Raw genomic sequence first — 17904 nt, 5'->3', positions numbered from 1 at the left:
CTTAGCGGCTGAGGAACGGGGTCAGGGACGCGCGGATGTGGTGGATCTGTCCGTCGGATTCGGGGATCAGGAACGTCTCGTCGACGTGCGAGCAGACCCGCCATCCGAACAGGCGTGGCTTGGTCAGTACGTCGAACTTGGCGCGGATGTTGTCGCCGTCGACGCTGTATTCCGGTGGCGTCGTCTTCTCGATCAACTTGAACTGCGGGCCGTTGTTCAGGCTGCGCCGCAAGTGATCACCGGAGCGGCCGGTCTTCAGGCCCATCTCGATGCGGATGCAGTCCGCCGTGAACGGCACCGCGTCGGCCTCATGCGTCGCCAGCGCATCGATATAGGCCTGGGCCGCCGCGATGCGGTCCGCTTCAGAGACAGGCACTAGATGCGCTCGATGATCGTGCCGGTGGACAGCGCGCCCCCGGCACACATGGTGATCAGCGCGGTGCTCTTGTCGGTGCGCTCCAACTCGTGCAGCGCCGTGGTGATCAGGCGGGCACCGGTCGATCCGACGGGGTGGCCGAGGGCGATGGCGCCGCCGTTGACGTTGACCTTGTCCATGTCGGCACCGTGCACCTGAGCCCAGGACAGCACCACCGAGGCGAACGCCTCGTTGATCTCGACCAGGTCGATGTCGCCCATCTTCATGCCGGCCTTCTCGAGGACCTTCGCGGTGGACTGCACCGGGCCGTCGAGGTGGTAGTAGGTCTCGGCGCCGACGTTGGCCTGGCTGATGATGCGGGCGCGCGGCTTGAGGCCCAGCGCCTTCGCCTTGTCCTCGTCCATCCACAGCACCGCCGCGGCGCCGTCGGAGATCTGCGAGGACGTACCGGCGGTGTGGATGCCGCCCTCCATCACCGGCTTCAGCCCGGCCAGGCCCTCAGCGGTGGTGTCCCGCAGACCCTGGTCGCGGCTGACGGTGTTCCATTCCGCGGTCGGCTGCTTGTTCTCGTCGATGACCGGTGCCTCGATCGGGGAGATCTCCCGGTCGAAACGACCCTCGGCCCAGGCCTGCTTGGCCTTCAGCTGCGACGCCAGACCCAGCGCATCCACATCGGCGCGGGTGATGCCGCGGCGCTTGGCGATCCGCTCGGCAGCCTCGAACTGGTTGGGCAGGTCGATGTCCCACGACGCGGCGCGGGCGCCGCCGCCGTTGGCCCCCAGGCCGACGCGGCTCATTGCCTCGATGCCGCAGGCGATGCCGATGTCGATGGCGCCGGTGGCGATCAGACCCGCGACCAGATGATTGGCCTGCTGGGCGCTGCCGCACTGGCAGTCGACGGTGGTGGCACCGACATGCTCGGGCAGTCCAGCGACCAGCCAGGACTGCCGGGTGACATTGTTGCCCTGCTCGCCGTACTGCGTGACGCAGCCGCCGATGAGCTGCTCGACGCTGCCGGGGTCGATTCCGGCCTTCTCGATGAGGGCCTTCTGGACGGCTCCGAGAAGCTCGGTGGCGTGCAGGCCGGACAACCAGCCGTTGCGCTTGCCGATGGGGCTGCGGGTGGCTTCGACGATGACAGGGTTACCCATGAAGTCAGGCTAGAACACGTTTCATTACTCTGACAAGCGCGGATGTATCACTGCCTTTGATCTGCGGTCAAGCCGTGTTTCAATGGTCTCAATTGGTACTAGACCACGTTGTTTCAAGCATTGCTGGCTACGCGCACGGCTTGCCGCAGACACTAGGAGTTAGACACATGGGCTGCCCGAACATCCCCAAGGAATTCGACTTCCTCGATTCTGAGCTCAACCTCAAGGGCCTGCCGGTCGAAGAGCTTGCCGAGCTTCGTAAGGCCGAGCCGGTTCGCTGGGTCGACGTGCCCGGTGGCACCGGAGGCTTCGGCGACAAGGGCTACTGGCTCGTCACCCGCCACGAGGACGTCAAGGACGTCTCGCTGCGCAGCGACGTGTTCTCCAGCTCGATGAACGGCGCGATCCCGGTCTGGCCCCAGGAGATGACCCGCGAGGCCGTCGACCTGCAGAAGGCCGTCCTCCTCAACATGGACGCACCGCACCACACCCGCCTGCGCAAGATCATCTCGCGTGGCTTCACCCCCCGCGCACTCTCGCGGCTCGAGGACGAGCTGAACTCGCGTGCCCAGGCGATCGCCAAGAACGCCGCGGCGTCGAACACCGGCGACTTCGTCGAGCAGGTGTCCTGCGAGCTGCCACTGCAGGCCATCGCCGAACTGCTCGGTGTTCCCCAGGACGATCGCGACAAGCTGTTCCGCTGGTCCAACGAGATGACCGCCGGCGATGACCCCGAGTACGCCGATGTCGATCCGGCGATGTCCTCCTTCGAGCTCATCTCGTACGCCATGAAGATGGCCGAGGAGCGGGGTAAGAACCCGACCGACGACATCGTCACCAAGCTGATCGAGGCCGACATCGACGGTGAGAAGCTGTCCGACGACGAGTTCGGCTTCTTCGTCATCATGCTGGCCGTCGCCGGTAACGAGACCAGCCGTAACTCGATCACGCACGGCATGATCGCGTTCTCGCAGAACCCCGATCAGTGGGAGCTGTTCAAGAAGGACCGGCCGAAGACCGCCGTGGACGAGATCATCCGGTGGGCCACGCCGGTGTCGGCCTTCCAGCGCACCGCCAGCGAGGACACCGAGATCTCGGGCGTCAAGATCAAGGCCGGCGAGCGCGTCGTGATGTCCTACCGCTCGGCGAACTTCGACGAGAACGTGTTCGACGATCCGTTCAGCTTCAACATCCTTCGCGATCCCAACCCGCATGTTGGCTTCGGCGGCACCGGGGCGCACTATTGCATCGGCGCCAACCTGGCTCGCCTGACGATCAACCTGATCTTCAACGCGGTGGCCGATCACATGCCCGACCTCAAGCCGGTCGGCGACCCCGAGCGGCTGAAGTCCGGTTGGCTCAACGGCATCAAGCATTGGCCGGTGGACTTCACGGGCACGTGCCCGGTCGCGGGCGAGCCGGCGAAACAAGCTTGAGTCACTGAGGCCCTCGACGAATCAAGGAGGATTCGGGTGGATTTCACACCGAACCCGGAACAGCAGGCCGTCGCCGATGTGGTGACGTCCGTTCTGGAACGCGACAACTCTTGGGATGCCCTGGTTTCCGGTGGTGTCGCGGCGCTGGGAGTGCCCGAACGACTCGGCGGTGACGGTCTGGGTCTGCCCGAGCTGTCCACCGCGCTGACCGAGATCGGTCGGCACGGCACCACCGGTGCGGCGCTGGCCACCATCGGCCTGGGTCTGGTGCCGCTCCTCGACCTGGCCTCCGACGCCCAGCAGGACCGTTACCTCGCCGGTGTGGCGACAGGTGCGGTGCTCTCGGCGGCGCTGAACGAGCCCGGGCAGTCGCTGCCCGAGCGGCCCGCCACCAACTTCGCCGAAGGCAAGCTCAACGGCACCAAAGTCGGTGTGCCCTATGCCGAGACGGCGAAGTGGTTGCTGGTCACCGCCGACAACGCGGTGGTGGTGGTTTCACCCGCGGCCGACGGTGTGACGGTCACCAAGACCCCGACCTCCAACGGTTCCGACGAATACGTGGTCACCTTCGCCGACGTCGCGGTCGACGCCGGCGACGTGCTCGGCGGCGCGACTGCGCACCGGGTCAACCAGCTGGCGCTCGCCGCCACCGGCGCGTTCGCCGCCGGTCTGGTGGCCGGCGCGCTGCGGTTGACCGCCGACTATGTGGCCACCCGCGAGCAGTTCGGCCGTCCGCTGTCGACGTTCCAGACTGTCGCCGCACAGCTGTCCGAGGTCTACATCGCTTCGCGGACAATCTCTCTGGTGTCCACCTCGGCCCTGTGGCGGTTGTCCGAGGGCCTTGACACCGACGAGGACCTGGCCATCCTGGGCTACTGGTTCACCTCGCAGGCCGCGCCGGCCATGCGGCTGTGCCATCACCTGCACGGCGGTATGGGTATGGACATCACCTACCCGATGGACCGCTACTACTCCTCGATCAAGGATCTGACCCGGCTGTTGGGCGGTCCGTCGCATCGCCTCGATTTGGTGGGAGCGTAATGTTCATCGATCTGACCCCGGAGCAGCGCGCGCTGCAAGCCGAACTGCGCGAATACTTCTCGACTCTCATCACGCCCGATGAGGCCAAGGCGATGGAGTCCGACCGGCACAACGAGGCCTACCGCACGGTGATCAAGCGGATGGGCAGCGACGGCAAGCTCGGCGTCGGTTGGCCCAAGGAGTACGGCGGCCTGGGCTTCGGTCCCGTCGAGCAGCAGATCTTCATCAACGAGGCCAACCGCGCCGATATCCCGTTGCCGATGGTCACGTTGCAGACGGTGGGCCCCACCCTGCAGGCCCTCGGCACCGAGGAACAGAAGAAGAAGTTCCTGCCCGGAATTCTCGCCGGTGAAGTGCATTTCGCCATCGGTTACTCCGAGCCCGACGCCGGCACCGATCTGGCGTCCCTGCGTACCACCGCGGTCCGTCACGGTGACGAATTCATCGTCAACGGACAGAAGATGTGGACCACCGGCGCGCACGACGCCGACTACATCTGGCTGGCCTGCCGTACCGACCCGACCGCAGCCAAGCACAAGGGCATCTCGATCCTGATCGTCGACACCAAGGATCCCGGCTACTCCTGGACCCCGATCATCCTGTCCGACGGGGCGCACCACACGAACGCGACGTACTACAACGATGTGCACGTGCCCGCCGACATGCTCGTGGGCGAGGAGAACGGCGGCTGGAAGCTCATCACCACCCAGCTCAACCACGAGCGGGTCGGCCTCGGGCCGGCCGGCCGCATCGCCGGCATCTACGACCAGGTGCACACCTGGGCATCGAAGCCCGGTTCGGACGGTGTCACACCGATCGAGCAGGACGACGTGAAACGCCTTCTGGGGCAGATCAAGTCGATCTGGCGGATCAACGAACTGCTCAACTGGCAGGTCGCGGCCTCCGGCGAGACCATCGCCGTGGCCGATGCCGCTGCCACCAAGGTGTTCTCGACCGAGCGGATCCAGGAAGTCAGCCGGTTGGCCGAAGAGATCGTCGGCAGTTACGGCAACCCGGCCGACTCGGAGACCGCCGAACTGCTGGTCTGGCTGGACAAGATGGCCAAGCGCAACCTGGTGATCACCTTCGGCGGTGGCGTCAACGAGGTCATGCGCGAGATGATCGCGGCGTCGGGCCTCCGGGTGCCGAGAGTGACCCGGTAGAGCGAAGGGTTGACATGAGCGCGAATCTGCAGGCCGGCATCGACGAGATCATCGCGGCTGGTCGAAGCAAGCCGACGGTGGCTCGGGATCTGGTGAATCAGCCGATGATTCACCACTGGACCGATGCGATCGGCGACAAGAACCCGATCTACGTGGACGCGGAGGCAGCAAGAGCTGCAGGGCATCCCGGCATCGTGGCGCCGCCGGCGATGATCCAGGTCTGGACCATGATGGGTCTGGGCCGCACCCGCTCCGACGATGATCCGCTCGGCCGTGCGATGAAGTTGTTCGACGACGCCGGGTATGTCGGCGTCGTGGCCACCAACTGCGACCAGACCTATCACCGTTACCTCGAGCCCGGCGAGCAGGTGGTGATGAGCGCCGAGATCGTCGGCATCGTCGGCCCCAAGCAGACCGCGCTGGGTGAGGGCTACTTCATCAATCAGAAGATTCGCTGGCATGTCGGTGACGAGGAAGTTGCCGACATGGACTGGCGGATCATGAAGTTTCTCCCGGCCGGAAAGCAGGCCGCGGAGGACTCAGCTGAAACAGCTGTCATCCCTGAGGATCTCGATCCGGACAAGCTGATGCGGCCGTCTTCGTCGCGGGACACCAAGTTCTTCTGGGACGGCATCAACGCTCACGAACTTCGGATCCAGCGTCGCCCCGACGGGACGCTGCAGCATCCGCCGGTGCCCGCGGTGTGGAAGGACTACCAGGAGCCGGTCACGCCGGACGACTACGTCGTGGCCTCGGGCAAGGGCACGGTGTTCAGCTACGTCGTGCACCACGCGCCGAAGGTGCCCGGGCGCACCCTGCCGTTCGTGATCGCCCTCGTGGAACTCGAGGAAGGGGTCCGGATGCTGGGCGAGTTGCGGGGTGTCGACGCCGATCAGGTGAAGATCGGAATGCCGGTCACCGCAACCTATATCGACTTCCCGGACAGTGAGATCAGTCCGGCTTGGACGTTGTACGCATGGGAGCCGCAAGCATGAGCCTGACTGTTTCCGATGTTGGCGTGGGCACTAGCCTCCCCGAACTCAAGATCTACGGCGACCCGACGTTCATCGTCTCCACCGCCATCGCGACGCGCGACTACCAGGATGTGCACCACGACCGGGACAAGGCGCAAGCCAAGGGTTCCAAGGACATCTTCGTCAACATCCTCACCGACACCGGGCTGGTCGGCCGCTACGTGACCGACTGGGCGGGACCGAACGCCGTCATCAAATCGATCAAGCTGCGACTCGGAGTGCCGTGGTACGCCTACGACACGATCGCCTTCACCGGTGAGGTCACCGAGATCGAGGGCGACCTGGTGACCTTGAAAGTGGTGGGCAGCAACAGCCTTGGCAACCACGTCATCGCCACGTCCACCCTGGCTCTGGGAGGCGCACAGTGAGCCTGTCCGGTAAAGCCGCCATCGCCGGTATCGGCGCCACCGACTTCTCCAAGAACTCCGGTCGCAGTGAACTGCGTCTGGCCGCCGAGGCGGTGCTCGACGCACTCGACGACGCCGGCCTCAAGGCGTCCGATGTCGACGGCTTGGTGACGTTCACGATGGACTCCAACCTGGAGACCGCCGTGGCCCGCTCGACCGGGATCGGGGATCTGAAGTTCTTCAGCCAGATCGGCTACGGCGGCGGCGCCGCGGCCGCGACGGTGCAGCAGGCGGCTCTGGCCGTCGCGACCGGTGTCGCGGAAGTCGTTGTGGCCTACCGGGCCTTCAATGAGCGCTCGGAATTCCGGTTCGGCCAGGTGATGACCGGCCTGACCGTCAACGCCGACTCGCGTGGCGTCGAGTACAGCTGGTCGTACCCGCACGGGCTGAGTACACCGGCCGCGTCGGTGGCGATGATCGCTCAGCGGTACATGCACGAATACGGCGCCACGAGTGCCGATTTCGGTGCGGTGTCGGTGGCCGACCGCAAGCACGCCGCGACCAACCCGAAGGCGTTCTTCTACGGCAAGCCGATCAGCATCGAGGATCATCAGAATTCGCGGTGGATCGCCGAACCGCTGCGGCTGCTGGACTGCTGCCAGGAGAGCGACGGCGGTGTGGCCATCGTCGTCACCACGCCCGAGCGGGCCAAGGATCTCAAGCACCGGCCGGCGATCATCGAGGCCGCCGCTCAGGGCGCCGGAACCGACCAGTTCACGATGTACTCGTACTACCGCGACGAGCTCGGTCTTCCCGAGATGGGGCTCGTCGGCCGTCAGCTCTGGCAGCAGAGTGGCCTGTCGCCCGACGACATCCAGACGGCGATCCTCTACGACCACTTCACCCCGTACACATTGATCCAGCTCGAGGAGCTCGGCTTCTGCGGTAAGGGCGAGGCCAAGGACTTCATTGCCGGCGGCGCCATCGAGATCGGCGGCCGGCTACCGATCAACACCCACGGTGGTCAGCTCGGTGAGGCCTACATCCACGGGATGAACGGCATCGCCGAGGGCGTACGCCAGTTGCGGGGTACCTCGGTCAACCAGGTCGACGGCGTGGAGCATGTGCTGGTCACCGCGGGCACCGGCGTGCCGACCTCCGGGCTCATCCTCGGATAAAGGTGCATCGCCACCCCCTTCGGGCACGGTAATGTTTGCTCCGGTTGTGCATCACGCATAGAAGGGGGCCGCGGTATGGCGGTGGAGCGCGACAGTAGCCCGTACGGGTCGCAGACGTTGCTCGGTCCGGGTTGGCCGAGTGTCGACGAAGAGCAGCTGACCGCGGCAGCGGCGTCGTATCAGAAGATCGCCGCCAAGATCAGCGGCACCGTCGTCCCACAACAGACCAGCCAGCTGTCGAAGCTGCAGGGTGGCTGGGAAGGCACCGCATCGCTGGCTGCCTCGGGTGAGGCGACCACGATGATCGGCGGGCACGAGGCCAATGGCCTACAGGCGCAGGCCATCTCCACAGCGCTGATGAAAATGGCAGCGACCGTGGCGGAGACCAAGACGATCGTCAATGCCGCCGCTCAGGAAGTGCAGGTCGAGGTCGAGGCGATCCAGAAGCTGGGGGTTCTCGGCGGCGATGTGCAGGCACTGATCGAGAGTCGGGTCAAGGCGGGTTTGGCGCAGAACACCGCGACGGTCTCGGCTGCCTCCGCGGAAATGGCGGACAGCCTGAGCACGGTGGCCAACCTTCCGCAGATCGGTACTCCGCCGACGGCCCAGGCGCAGCAGGCAGCCCAGAAGGGCGCCGATTCGATGATGCAGCTGATCAGTCAGCTGCCGCAGATGCTCGGCCAGATCCCGCAGATGGCCAGCCAGATTCCGCAGCAGCTCTCCCAACCGCTGCAGCAGTTGTCGCAGCCCTTGCAGCAGCTGACCTCGATGTTGGGTTCGGGCGGCAAGGGCACAGGCGGTGGGCCCAGCCCGTTCTCGGCATTCTCGAACCATCCGGCGGCCGGCGGCTCCGGTCCCAGCAGTGGTGCGGGCATGGTCAAGGCCGCGGGTCTACCCGGGGGCTCCGGTGGCGGCAGCCCGCAGACCCCTTTGTTGGCGAAGATGGTGGGCGGTGGCAGCACTTCACCGGTCTCGGTCGACGCCGGTGCCACCGCCGCTGTGGTTGGCGGTGTCGCCCCAGTGGCGGCCGCCAATGCGGCCGGCGGCGGCATGGGTGGTGGCATGGGCATGATGGGCGGCGGCCAGCGGGCCGGTGGCGGTGGGGGCACCGCGACCGGACTGGCGGTCCCGGCTCCTTTGGAACATGACACGGGGGATGGTGACGATGACTATGACGATTGGTGATCGGTGTCGACGAGAAGGGGGCAACCGTGGGTGAGCTAGGCCCGATGAAAATGCCCGGGGCGATCGGCTGGGACGCCGCGTCGTTGAATCTGCCGGAGATGCCGCCGATTCAGGCCGGCGAAGACGCGATGAGCATGACCATCTCCGGCATCCTGCCGGCTCTGGCGGCCTCGCTGACCACCAATGTGACGGCGTTGTCAGCCAAGGAAAACATGTTCAACGCCAAGCTTTCGGATGCCCAGGGCGCCTACGAGAAGGCCGACGAGTCCGGTGGTCAGGGTGTCGGTCAGCTCAGCCAGATGATGGGGCAGATGGGGCAGATGGGCCAGATGGCCAGTGCTCCCGCCCAGATGGCAGGCCAGATGGGTGGGCAGTTCGGCTCCCTGATGGAGCCGTTGATGAAGGCCATGGAAGGCGCCAAGGGCGGCGGTTCGGAGAACGGCGGCGCACCAGGTGCCGGCCAGCCCGGCGGCCCGGGTGGGCCCGGCGGCCCGAATCCGCAACAGCAGCAGGACGAACGCGAAGCCAAGCTCGACGATCGGGACAAGCAGCAGAACGATCGCGAGACAGCGCAGAACGAACGCGACGTTGCGCAGGACCGACGCGACGCCGGTCTGGATGCGCGGGAGACGCAGATGAACGCCCCCACCGGCGGGGCGGCGTCGGCGGCTCCGCATGCGGCGCCTCCGGTCACGCACTCGGCACCGCCCGCGTCCGCACCGCCCGCTGCCGCGCCTGCCCCGAGCCAGCCGGCTCCCGGCCCGGTTCCGGTGGCACCCGAGGCCCCACGTCATTCCGGCGGGGACGATCTCTGGAAGCGGATGTAGATCTGCGTTCGCACGTCGGATGTCAGTGACGTGAGAGCTAAATTTCGGCGCTTCGTTCTTTTTTTCTTCAGGCATTGCTAACTCTGCAGTAATCGGGACATATCCGCCCCTGTGCCGCAGGTCCCGAGCCGCTCTCGCCAGCTCCGCGGCGCCGCGGCGGTGGACTTCTCCTGCCGATATTTGACGCATGCGTCATGAGTACTGAACTGGCAGAATGGCTTTGGTAGCCGGTATCGGACTATGGGTATGAATACCGGTGCGTGTTGGACTGATCGGGGCGCTGGCTAGCGCGCATGCATGGATGTATCGATTTCGATACTTCCAATCGCAAACTTTGCCAGGTGGACCTTTCTGAACCGGTTGACGCGGAAATGGCAAATGCATAACAATCGGCCCACTCTGGAATGTTAGTGCCGGACGAGATCCTGTCAGAATTCTGTCGGAACCCTGTTAGGCCCTGCCAGAGGGGAGGGTTGTTGACTATGAGATGGACGTTGCAAGCGATAGGACGGACCACCACACCGCCGAGGGCAATACGTGCGTTCGCCGCGTGTGATTGAACAAGATCACCGCGATGAACGAGATCTCAGTCGAGCTGGCTACGTCGACGAGTCTGGGCGCCTTGACGAAAACGATAGGCCACCCCGTAGCGGACTCCGCCGCTCACAGGCCTGAGTTGGTATGCGGTCCGCCGCGCAGCAACGGTAGGAGTTCGACAAACCCGCGACTGTATCCGGCGCCGCGCGACCAGTTGCACGATTGGGAGCCTGCACCGCCCCGCGGCGGATGGGCGGACCCATATGGGGCCGATGGGCCTGGTCTACTCCGCGACACCAGAGTGCTCATTGTGGACGACTGCACGCTGTACCGCGATTATCTCGCGACAGTCCTTGTCTCACATGGTGCGGTGGCGCCCGGGGTTGCCTGGGACATGCCCTCCCTGAGGGCAGCTGTTGAGGCAACCCAGCCCTGGGTCGTCTTGCTGAACATGGGGACTCGTGACAGCGCAGCATTGCTGCGGCGGGTGCTGAGTTTGAGCATGCAGGTGCGGGTGATCGTTCTAGGCGTTTCCGAGGACGACGAACCCGAGATCGTCGCGTGCGCCGAGGCCGGCGTGGCGGGATACCACCTGCGTACGGAAACGCTCGAGGATCTGCTCGTGTTGATACACAAAGTTGCTGCAGGCGAATCGATGTGTTCGCCGCGGGTGTCGGCAATCCTGCTTCGACGGTTGTCACTCCTGGCATCTCAGCGACAACCGACCACCAAGGAACTAGTCCTTACGTCCCGGGAGATCCAGATCCTCAGGATGCTGGAACTAGGACTTGCGAATCAGGATATCGCCGACGAGCTGTGCATTGCAGTCCACACTGTCAAGAATCACGTGCACAGCCTGCTGACCAAGCTCGGTGTCAGTACCCGCGGGCAGGCAGCGGTTCTGGCCCGCACCATCCTGCACGCCGACGACCATCTAGGGATCTAGTCCGGGATTCAGTCCGAAAATCGCTCTCTTGGTCCATATACCAACGGCTTTCAGGCCCCGATAGTGAAGTGATGTTTACGGGGGTTAGCTCAGAGCGTAGCGATGGAATCGCTGGCGACCGGGGAATCGGCTGATGTGCGGCATCATTGCCTGCCGGACAGGCCGACCCGCAGTCGATTATCTGCGGGTGGGGTTACGCCGGCTGGAGTACCGCGGGTACGACTCCGTCGGAGTAGCGCTGCAGACCACCTCCGGCGATGTTGTTCGGCTTCGGACGACCGGACGGATCGGTGCTCTGGACGGGATGCTGCAGGAATGGGCTGGGGCTCGGTTCGGCGGGATCGGCATTGGGCACACTCGATGGGCGACCCATGGCGCGGTGAGCGAGGTGAATGCGCACCCGCACGCTGACTGCACCGGGGGAATCTCCTTGGTGCACAACGGAATCATCGAGAACGCCGAAAGCCTGCGGGTGGAGTTGGTCAATGCTGGGCACACATTCGCGACCACAGTTGACAGCGAGGTGCTGTGCCACCTGATCGAGGACGAGCGAAAGAGCCACACCGACCCGGTCGATGCTGTGCGTATTGCCCTCGCCAGGGTTGACGGGTCGTGGGCCCTTGCCGTCCTGGTACAGGGCGTCGGTCGAATCATCCTCGCTGCCAATCATTCCCCTCTGGTGGTGGCCCATACTCCGCATGGTGATTTCGCAGCGAGTGACCTCACAGCGATCGCGGATTGGGCCGAGGAATATCGCATACTCGCCGACGGCGACGTCATCGACTTGTCGAACGTCGGGGACTTCGGACCAGCAGTGGCTCGTGACGTCGAGTTGGACGGCTACGCAGACCATATGGCCAAGGAGATCGACGAACAGCCGCACGCGATCGCCAGACTCCTCGATGAGCTGGGGGATGGGATCGCAACCGGGGAGGTCTGGTCCGGCCTCTGTCTGCCGCCCTTCGACCGCTTGCGGGTCATTGGCTGTGGCACCTCGCTGAATGCCGGCAACGTGATCGGCAACCTGGCTCGCGGGTTGGGCGGGATACCGGTGGCGTCCGTCGTTGGCAGCGAAGCGGCTGCGGAGGTGGCGGATACGTCGCAGCTGTGCCTGGCTCTGAGCGAGTCCGGTGAGACCGCCGACGTGCTGCGCGCGGTGGAGTCGTCGGCAGTTGGGGCGTCGCCCTTACTCGTGCTCACCAACAATTCGCATTCCACGCTGGCCCGGTTGGGAGATGCCGTCATCGGATGCTCGTCCGGTCCTGAGGTCAATGTGGCGGCAATCAAAACCTTCGTGTGCCAGATCATCTCAGGGACAGCGGTAATGGTGTCGGCGTTGATTGCGATGCGGAGAATATCCGCACGGTCGGGGCGGCGACTCGTCGACGATCTGCGGCGGGTCCCCGACCAACTCGCCGTGGCCGCAACCGTGGCCAAGTGTGTGATACCACCGATAGTCGAGAATCTCACCGCTGATCCGGGATTCATCTTCATCGCTCGTGGCAACGGCCTGCCGTATGCCGCCGAGGGAGCGTTGAAGCTCACGGTACTCGCCCGTCGGTGGGCCGAGCACCATCCGGCTGGTGAGCTCAAACACGGACCCTTGGCGCTTGTCGCTTCGGGTACTCCCGTCGTTGTCGTCGACAATGGTGATCCCCAGTTGCCCGGCAATCTCGCCGAGGTCGAACGGGCCGGCGGCCGGATCGTCACCATCGGTTCCGTAGGTAGCTCGGTGCCGGTCGTCGACAGCGTCTGCGCTCCTTGGGGTCCGATCGTAGCGATCCCACCGCTGCAGATTTTCGCCCGCACCCTGGCTGTGGCATTGGGCTTGGACGTTGACAAGACCCGAAATCTTGTCAGATCGGTGACAGTCGAATGAGCCGAAACTGCCAGTACAACTTGGCCATTTCCATCCCTATCCATCGCGAGCCGCGCTGAACGAATGGAAAGCTATGTCTCACAATGTTTTTCTCGATCCGAGTATCGCCTATCCCGACGCTGACGCCGGCGCCGATCTGGTCACGGACTTCGCTGCCGCGGTTCGTGACTGGCCGGATCACGCTGCCGTCGTACACAACGGGATCGCCACCACCTACCGTGACTTCGCTGAACGGGTCAGACTTGCCGCATTCCGCTATCGCGCGGGTGAATTCGGGGTCGACAGGTTGTCAGGTCTCATCGGGGTGTTGGTCTCGCACACTCCCGAGGTGGCCGAGCACCTACTGGGAATTCTGCAGGCCGGTGCCACCTACTGTCCGATCGACGCTGCGCTCCCGGTTGCTCGAAGAAAGGAGCTCGTCGCGGTGCTGGGTGTTGGTGAGCCATGGAGTCTGCGGATCGACACCCTCGACGGTAAGTCGACAGCATCGGAAACCGCTCTGCCGCAGACTATGTGGGAATCGGATGACCCAGCCTACGTCCTGTGCACCTCGGGGTCCACCGGAGTGCCGAAACCGGTGATGGTCTCCAGGCGCGCCCTGGCCGTGACGGTTCGCGCGCTACGCGAACTGTTCGGGCTCACCCCCGACGATCGCGTGCTTCAGTTTGCCTCGCTCGGTTGGGACACCTGCTTGGAGGAGATCTTGCCGGCGTTGACTTCCGGCGCGACACTGGTTTTCGACGATGAGGCGCATACGAGCTCGTTCCAGGCCTTCCTACGCATGCTGGCCGAGCGTGAGATCACCGTACTCGATTTGCCTACCGCCTTCTGGCACGAACTTGTGTTGTTCCTGCACGAAGAGCAGACGGCACTACCGGACAGCGTCCGGCTGATGGTGATCGGCGGCGAGCGGGTCGATCCAACCCGGCTGCGGCAGTGGCGTGATCTCGATATGGGGCGGGTGGGGTTGCTCAACACCTACGGGTGCACCGAGACCACGATGATCACCCATGCGGTGCAGTTGAGTGGTCCCGGTACCGAACCGGGTGTCGCGGCCCGCGGCGCCGAGGCGCCACTCGGGCGTCCGCTGCCTCACGTCCGCGATCACGTCACCGATGAAGGTGAGTTGTTGGTGTCCGGCCCGGGCCTGGCCACCGGGTACCTCGGACTGCCGGAGCTCACGGCGACCGCATTTCCCGTTGCCGACCACGGATTCGGACGGGCCAGATGGTTTCACTCCGGAGATCTGGTGATTCGAGGCGAACGAGGTCTGCTCTATTCGCGTGGCCGCACCGATGAACAGGTGAAAGTCCTTGGTGTGCGGGTGCATCCGGCCGAGGTGGAAGCGCAGCTGAACACCCACCCCGCGGTCGGCGGAGCTGTGGTGGTCGGCGAGCGGGCACTCGGCCGCACTTCGTTGATCGCGTACGTCGTCCCAGTTGCGGCGACCACTCCGGGTGAGCTGAAACGTCACCTTGGGTTGCGCCTGCCCAGTCAATTCGTGCCCAGCAAGGTCAAATTCGTTACCGCACTGCGGTATACGTCCAGTGGAAAAATCGACAGAGCGGCAACACAGCGGGCCGCAGCGGACTGCGACAGTAAGGGAGCGGGCCGATGAGCGTCGGTCATATCATCCAGATCTTCCGTAGGGTCCTCCAAACCGTCGAGGTGAATGCACACTCCGATTTCTTCGAACTCGGCGGTGATTCGCTCTTGGCCACTCGGGTGCTCAGTGCGATTGCACGAGATTTCGGTACGGAGTTGTCGTGGGAGGAATTTATCGAAAACCCGTCGGCGGACGGGTTGTTCGCCAAAGTTGCCGCCGCAGTGCCATGAACGCGGGAGACATGCGTGTCATCGTCGTCGGTGCAGGCCTGGCCGGGCTGACGGCTGCGCTCGACCTGGCAGCGGCAGGTGCGGCGGTCACTGTGCTGGAGGCCCGAGAGAGGGTAGGCGGCCGGATGCACGGCGTCCCGATATCCGAGGGTGTCGTCGCAGACGGAGGTGCTGCCTATCTGGGTGTGCGGCACACCGAGTTGATCTCGTTGCTGAAGGAGCACGGACTCGATGTGGCTTCCACTGCGATGGACGGGGACAGCACGTTCCTGTTGTCGGATCGTCGGACGACAACCGCGAGTCGGGTCCCTCCACTGGATGCGGTCGCGCTCGGTGGACTGTTCGATCGGCTTGAGGACCTCGTTGCACAGGTGGGCCCGGAGGCACCGTGGCGGAACCCACTAGCGAGACACCTCGACCGGCGGACCGCGGCCCGCTGGATTGCCGATGAGGTCACGCATCCGGATGCGAAGACCTTCTTCCCGCTGTTCCTCGGCGAGATGATGGCGGCCGACCCGACCGCGATCTCGGTGCTGCACATGGCGTTCTATCTGAGCTCTGGCGGAGGGATCCGCTATCTCAACGCCTTCGAGGGCGGCGCCCAGCAGTGGAGGATCGACGGCGGCGCGCACCTGCTGGCCGAGGCGCTCGCCGAACGACTTGGTGATCGTGTGCGGCTGGGAATTGCGGTAAAGGCGATCCATCAAACCGTTGACGAGGTTGTTGTGCACGCGATTTCAGACATCGATGGCACGCGGACGGAGTATCGGGCTGACCAGGTGGTCGTGGCGGTGCCACCGCTGTTGGCGCAGCGGATCGAATTCCGGCCCACGCTGCGCACGCCTCGGGCGACCGTAGCCACGGGCCGCGGCTGCGCGGTCAAGGTACACATGAGCTACCCGGCTCCGATCTGGCGTGAGCATGGCCTGTCCGGGTGGTCGGTGAGCTCGGACGGACCCTTGCTCTCGACCGTCGACGATTCTCCGCCGGATGAATCCGCCGGTGTGCTGACCGGGTTCGTCACCGGATCGGCCGCATCGGCGTTCAGCGTGCTGTCGCCGGCAAGACAATGCGAGGCGGCCCTGGCTCACACTCGTCGGCTCTTTCCGCAACTACCGCCGCCGACGGGATGCACGGTGACCGACTGGCTTGCCGAGAAATACAGCAGGGGGTGCTACGCCGCCCTGTTCGGCCCGGGCGACTGGCTGCGGCTCGGACCGGCGTTGACCACTCCCCATGGCCGCGTTCACTGGGCGGGCACCGAAACCAGCCTGGAGTTCTTCGGGTTGATGGAGGGTGCGATCAGGTCAGGCCGACGCGTCGCGACCGAATTGATCCGTGGCTCCGAAACGGCGAACTCATTTCGAAAGGTTCTGTCGCTATGACGACACTCAGCGAATCCAGGCAGACGGTCTTCACCGCGGTTTCCGATCAGCCGTATACGTACGTGCGTAAGGAACTGTCCGAACCGGATTGGCGGCGCTACCCAGGCTGGGCAATGGTCACCGAGTCCGAATGGGGAGATCCGCAGTGGCAGCGTGCACACTCCATCAAGAACATCCGGCAGCTGCGCGCGGTGGTGGGGGACCTGCTCGACGAGCGGTTCTATGCCGATCTGACCGCCGACCAGGTGCAGCGGGCGACCATGTCGATGTTGCTCCCGCCGCAGATGCTCAACACCATGGCTCCCCACTGCGCGCCTGAACGTCGCTGGTTCACCGAAGCGTTCTATGCCGATCCAATCCGGCGATACATGCTGCCGGTGTTCAGCGATCGCGATCCGGAATGGTGCTCACACCCTTATGCCGAGCGAGATTCGTTGCACGAGAGCGACATGTGGGTGGTGGAGGGGCTCACACATAGATACCCGACCAAGGTGCTCGCCGAACTTCTCTCGACGTGCCCGCAGTACTGCGGGCATTGCACGCGGATGGATCTGATCGGAAACTCCACACCGACGATCAGCAAAGCCAGACTGACCCTCCAGCCGGTCGAGCGGTGGGACCGAATGCTGGATTACCTGCGAGCCACACCGACCGTGCGCGATGTCGTGGTGTCCGGCGGTGATGTCGCCAACATCCCATGGCCACGGCTGGAATCGTTTGTCATGCAGTTGCTCGCGATCGACTCCATCCGCGACATACGCCTGGCCACAAAGGCATTGGCCGCACTGCCGCAGCATTGGTTGCAGGCGAAGGTGGTCGACGGAGTCGATCGCGTGGCGCACATTGCCGCCTCCCGAGGGGTCAACCTGGCCTTACACACCCACATCAACCACGTGCAGTCGGTGACGCCGCTGGTCGCCGCGGCGACACGGGCACTGCTCGACGCGGGACTGCGGGATGTCCGGAACCAGGGGGTGTTGATGCGGGGGGTGAACGCCACCACAGAGGACCTCCTCGACCTCTGTTTCGCACTACAGGGCGAAGCAAACATCCTTCCGTACTACTTCTACATGTGCGACATGATTCCCAACGCCGAACACTGGCGGACATCGCTGTGGGAAGCACAGGAACTGCAGCTGGCAATCATGGGTTATCTGCCCGGCTTCGCGACGCCGCGAATCGTCTGTGATGTTCCCTTGGTCGGCAAGCGATGGGTCCATCAAGTGATGCGCTACGACCGGACCCGGGGCATCTCCTACTGGAGCAAGAACTACCTGACCGGCTTGGACGGATCGGACGTGGACGCCCTGAACCGCGTCTACGAGTTCTACGACCCGATCGACAGTCTGCCTGCAGCCGGGCAGGCATGGTGGCGAAAAGTCCGCGGCTGTGCCAGTGGCGCAACGGCTTCGGGGGAGCAGCAGTGATGTGGGTATGGAAAACGAGTCGGGGCACGTCGTCGGGGACCGCGATCGCCGCGACGGAATCCCGATAGCAGAGTTCGTCGAGTTGGGGTAAAACAATGCAACAAAACGCAATCCGGACGATACCGGTCGATCGTCCTTCCCAGACCGGGAATGTTC

General features: G+C 64.5%; 16 protein-coding genes. 14 read left to right on the top strand and 2 right to left on the bottom strand.

Annotated elements, in window-relative coordinates; genetic code table 11:
- Position 1: 1 nt before the first annotated feature.
- Positions 2-376: a hypothetical protein gene (locus AB0I14_RS21080; RefSeq protein ID WP_358025593.1), complete on the bottom strand. Its 375-nt coding sequence runs from the start codon at positions 374-376 to the stop codon at positions 2-4.
- Positions 376-1527, bottom strand: coding sequence for a steroid 3-ketoacyl-CoA thiolase (locus tag AB0I14_RS21075; protein ID WP_358025591.1), 1152 nt, complete (start codon positions 1525-1527; stop codon positions 376-378). The genes AB0I14_RS21080 and AB0I14_RS21075 overlap by 1 nt, the downstream gene beginning before the upstream one ends.
- A gap of 167 nt (positions 1528-1694) precedes the next feature.
- Between AB0I14_RS21075 and AB0I14_RS21070 the strand changes: the two genes are divergently transcribed.
- The 14 genes from AB0I14_RS21070 to AB0I14_RS21005 all read left to right on the top strand — a co-directional run bounded on the left by AB0I14_RS21070 (position 1695) and on the right by AB0I14_RS21005 (position 17748).
- On the top strand, positions 1695-2963 hold the full coding sequence (locus tag AB0I14_RS21070; RefSeq protein WP_358025589.1) for a cytochrome P450: 1269 nt from the start codon (positions 1695-1697) through the stop codon (positions 2961-2963).
- A gap of 36 nt (positions 2964-2999) precedes the next feature.
- The gene (locus AB0I14_RS21065; protein ID WP_358025587.1) at positions 3000-4004 is read left to right on the top strand and encodes an acyl-CoA dehydrogenase family protein; all 1005 of its coding nucleotides are present in this window, start codon (positions 3000-3002) and stop codon (positions 4002-4004) included.
- Positions 4004-5167 (top strand): acyl-CoA dehydrogenase FadE29, encoded by a 1164-nt coding sequence (fadE29, locus tag AB0I14_RS21060; RefSeq protein WP_358025585.1) that lies wholly within the window; start codon positions 4004-4006, stop codon positions 5165-5167. The genes AB0I14_RS21065 and fadE29 overlap by 1 nt, the downstream gene beginning before the upstream one ends.
- A gap of 14 nt (positions 5168-5181) precedes the next feature.
- Entirely contained in the window at positions 5182-6162 is a 981-nt protein-coding gene (locus tag AB0I14_RS21055) for a bifunctional MaoC family dehydratase N-terminal/OB-fold nucleic acid binding domain-containing protein (RefSeq protein WP_358025583.1), read from the top strand.
- Positions 6159-6569, top strand: a complete 411-nt coding sequence (locus tag AB0I14_RS21050) for a MaoC family dehydratase (RefSeq protein ID WP_358025581.1) — start codon at positions 6159-6161, stop codon at positions 6567-6569. The genes AB0I14_RS21055 and AB0I14_RS21050 overlap by 4 nt, the downstream gene beginning before the upstream one ends.
- Before the next feature lie 2 nt (positions 6570-6571).
- Complete coding sequence (locus AB0I14_RS21045) at positions 6572-7726, top strand: lipid-transfer protein (RefSeq protein ID WP_358026363.1); 1155 nt, start codon at positions 6572-6574, stop codon at positions 7724-7726.
- Between the two features lie 75 nt (positions 7727-7801).
- Positions 7802-8911: a hypothetical protein gene (locus AB0I14_RS21040; RefSeq protein ID WP_358025579.1), complete on the top strand. Its 1110-nt coding sequence runs from the start codon at positions 7802-7804 to the stop codon at positions 8909-8911.
- Positions 8912-8937: 26 nt separating this feature from the next.
- Positions 8938-9738 carry a hypothetical protein gene (locus AB0I14_RS21035; RefSeq protein WP_358025577.1) on the top strand — a complete coding sequence of 267 codons (801 nt, stop codon included), beginning with the start codon at positions 8938-8940 and terminating at the stop codon, positions 9736-9738.
- 565 nt (positions 9739-10303) lie between these two features.
- Positions 10304-11221: a response regulator transcription factor gene (locus tag AB0I14_RS21030; RefSeq protein WP_358026360.1), complete on the top strand. Its 918-nt coding sequence runs from the start codon at positions 10304-10306 to the stop codon at positions 11219-11221.
- 133 nt (positions 11222-11354) lie between these two features.
- Positions 11355-13100 carry a glutamine--fructose-6-phosphate transaminase (isomerizing) gene (glmS, locus tag AB0I14_RS21025; RefSeq protein ID WP_358025575.1) on the top strand — a complete coding sequence of 582 codons (1746 nt, stop codon included), beginning with the start codon at positions 11355-11357 and terminating at the stop codon, positions 13098-13100.
- A 73-nt stretch (positions 13101-13173) separates the two neighbouring features.
- Positions 13174-14718, top strand: coding sequence for an AMP-binding protein (locus tag AB0I14_RS21020; protein ID WP_358025573.1), 1545 nt, complete (start codon positions 13174-13176; stop codon positions 14716-14718).
- Complete coding sequence (locus AB0I14_RS21015) at positions 14715-14936, top strand: acyl carrier protein (protein WP_358025571.1); 222 nt, start codon at positions 14715-14717, stop codon at positions 14934-14936. The genes AB0I14_RS21020 and AB0I14_RS21015 overlap by 4 nt, the downstream gene beginning before the upstream one ends.
- The gene (locus tag AB0I14_RS21010; RefSeq protein ID WP_358025569.1) at positions 14933-16321 is read left to right on the top strand and encodes an FAD-dependent oxidoreductase; all 1389 of its coding nucleotides are present in this window, start codon (positions 14933-14935) and stop codon (positions 16319-16321) included. Before AB0I14_RS21015 ends, AB0I14_RS21010 begins: the two co-directional genes overlap by 4 nt.
- Positions 16318-17748 (top strand): lysine 2,3-aminomutase, encoded by a 1431-nt coding sequence (locus AB0I14_RS21005; protein ID WP_358025567.1) that lies wholly within the window; start codon positions 16318-16320, stop codon positions 17746-17748. Before AB0I14_RS21010 ends, AB0I14_RS21005 begins: the two co-directional genes overlap by 4 nt.
- The last annotated feature ends 156 nt before the right edge of the window (positions 17749-17904 follow it).

The organism is Mycobacterium sp. NPDC050441 (assembly GCF_040655355.1).
Classification (GTDB): domain Bacteria; phylum Actinomycetota; class Actinomycetes; order Mycobacteriales; family Mycobacteriaceae; genus Mycobacterium.
The sequence above is the reverse complement of the archived record's forward strand: the minus strand, read 5'-3'. Positions and strand labels throughout refer to the sequence as shown.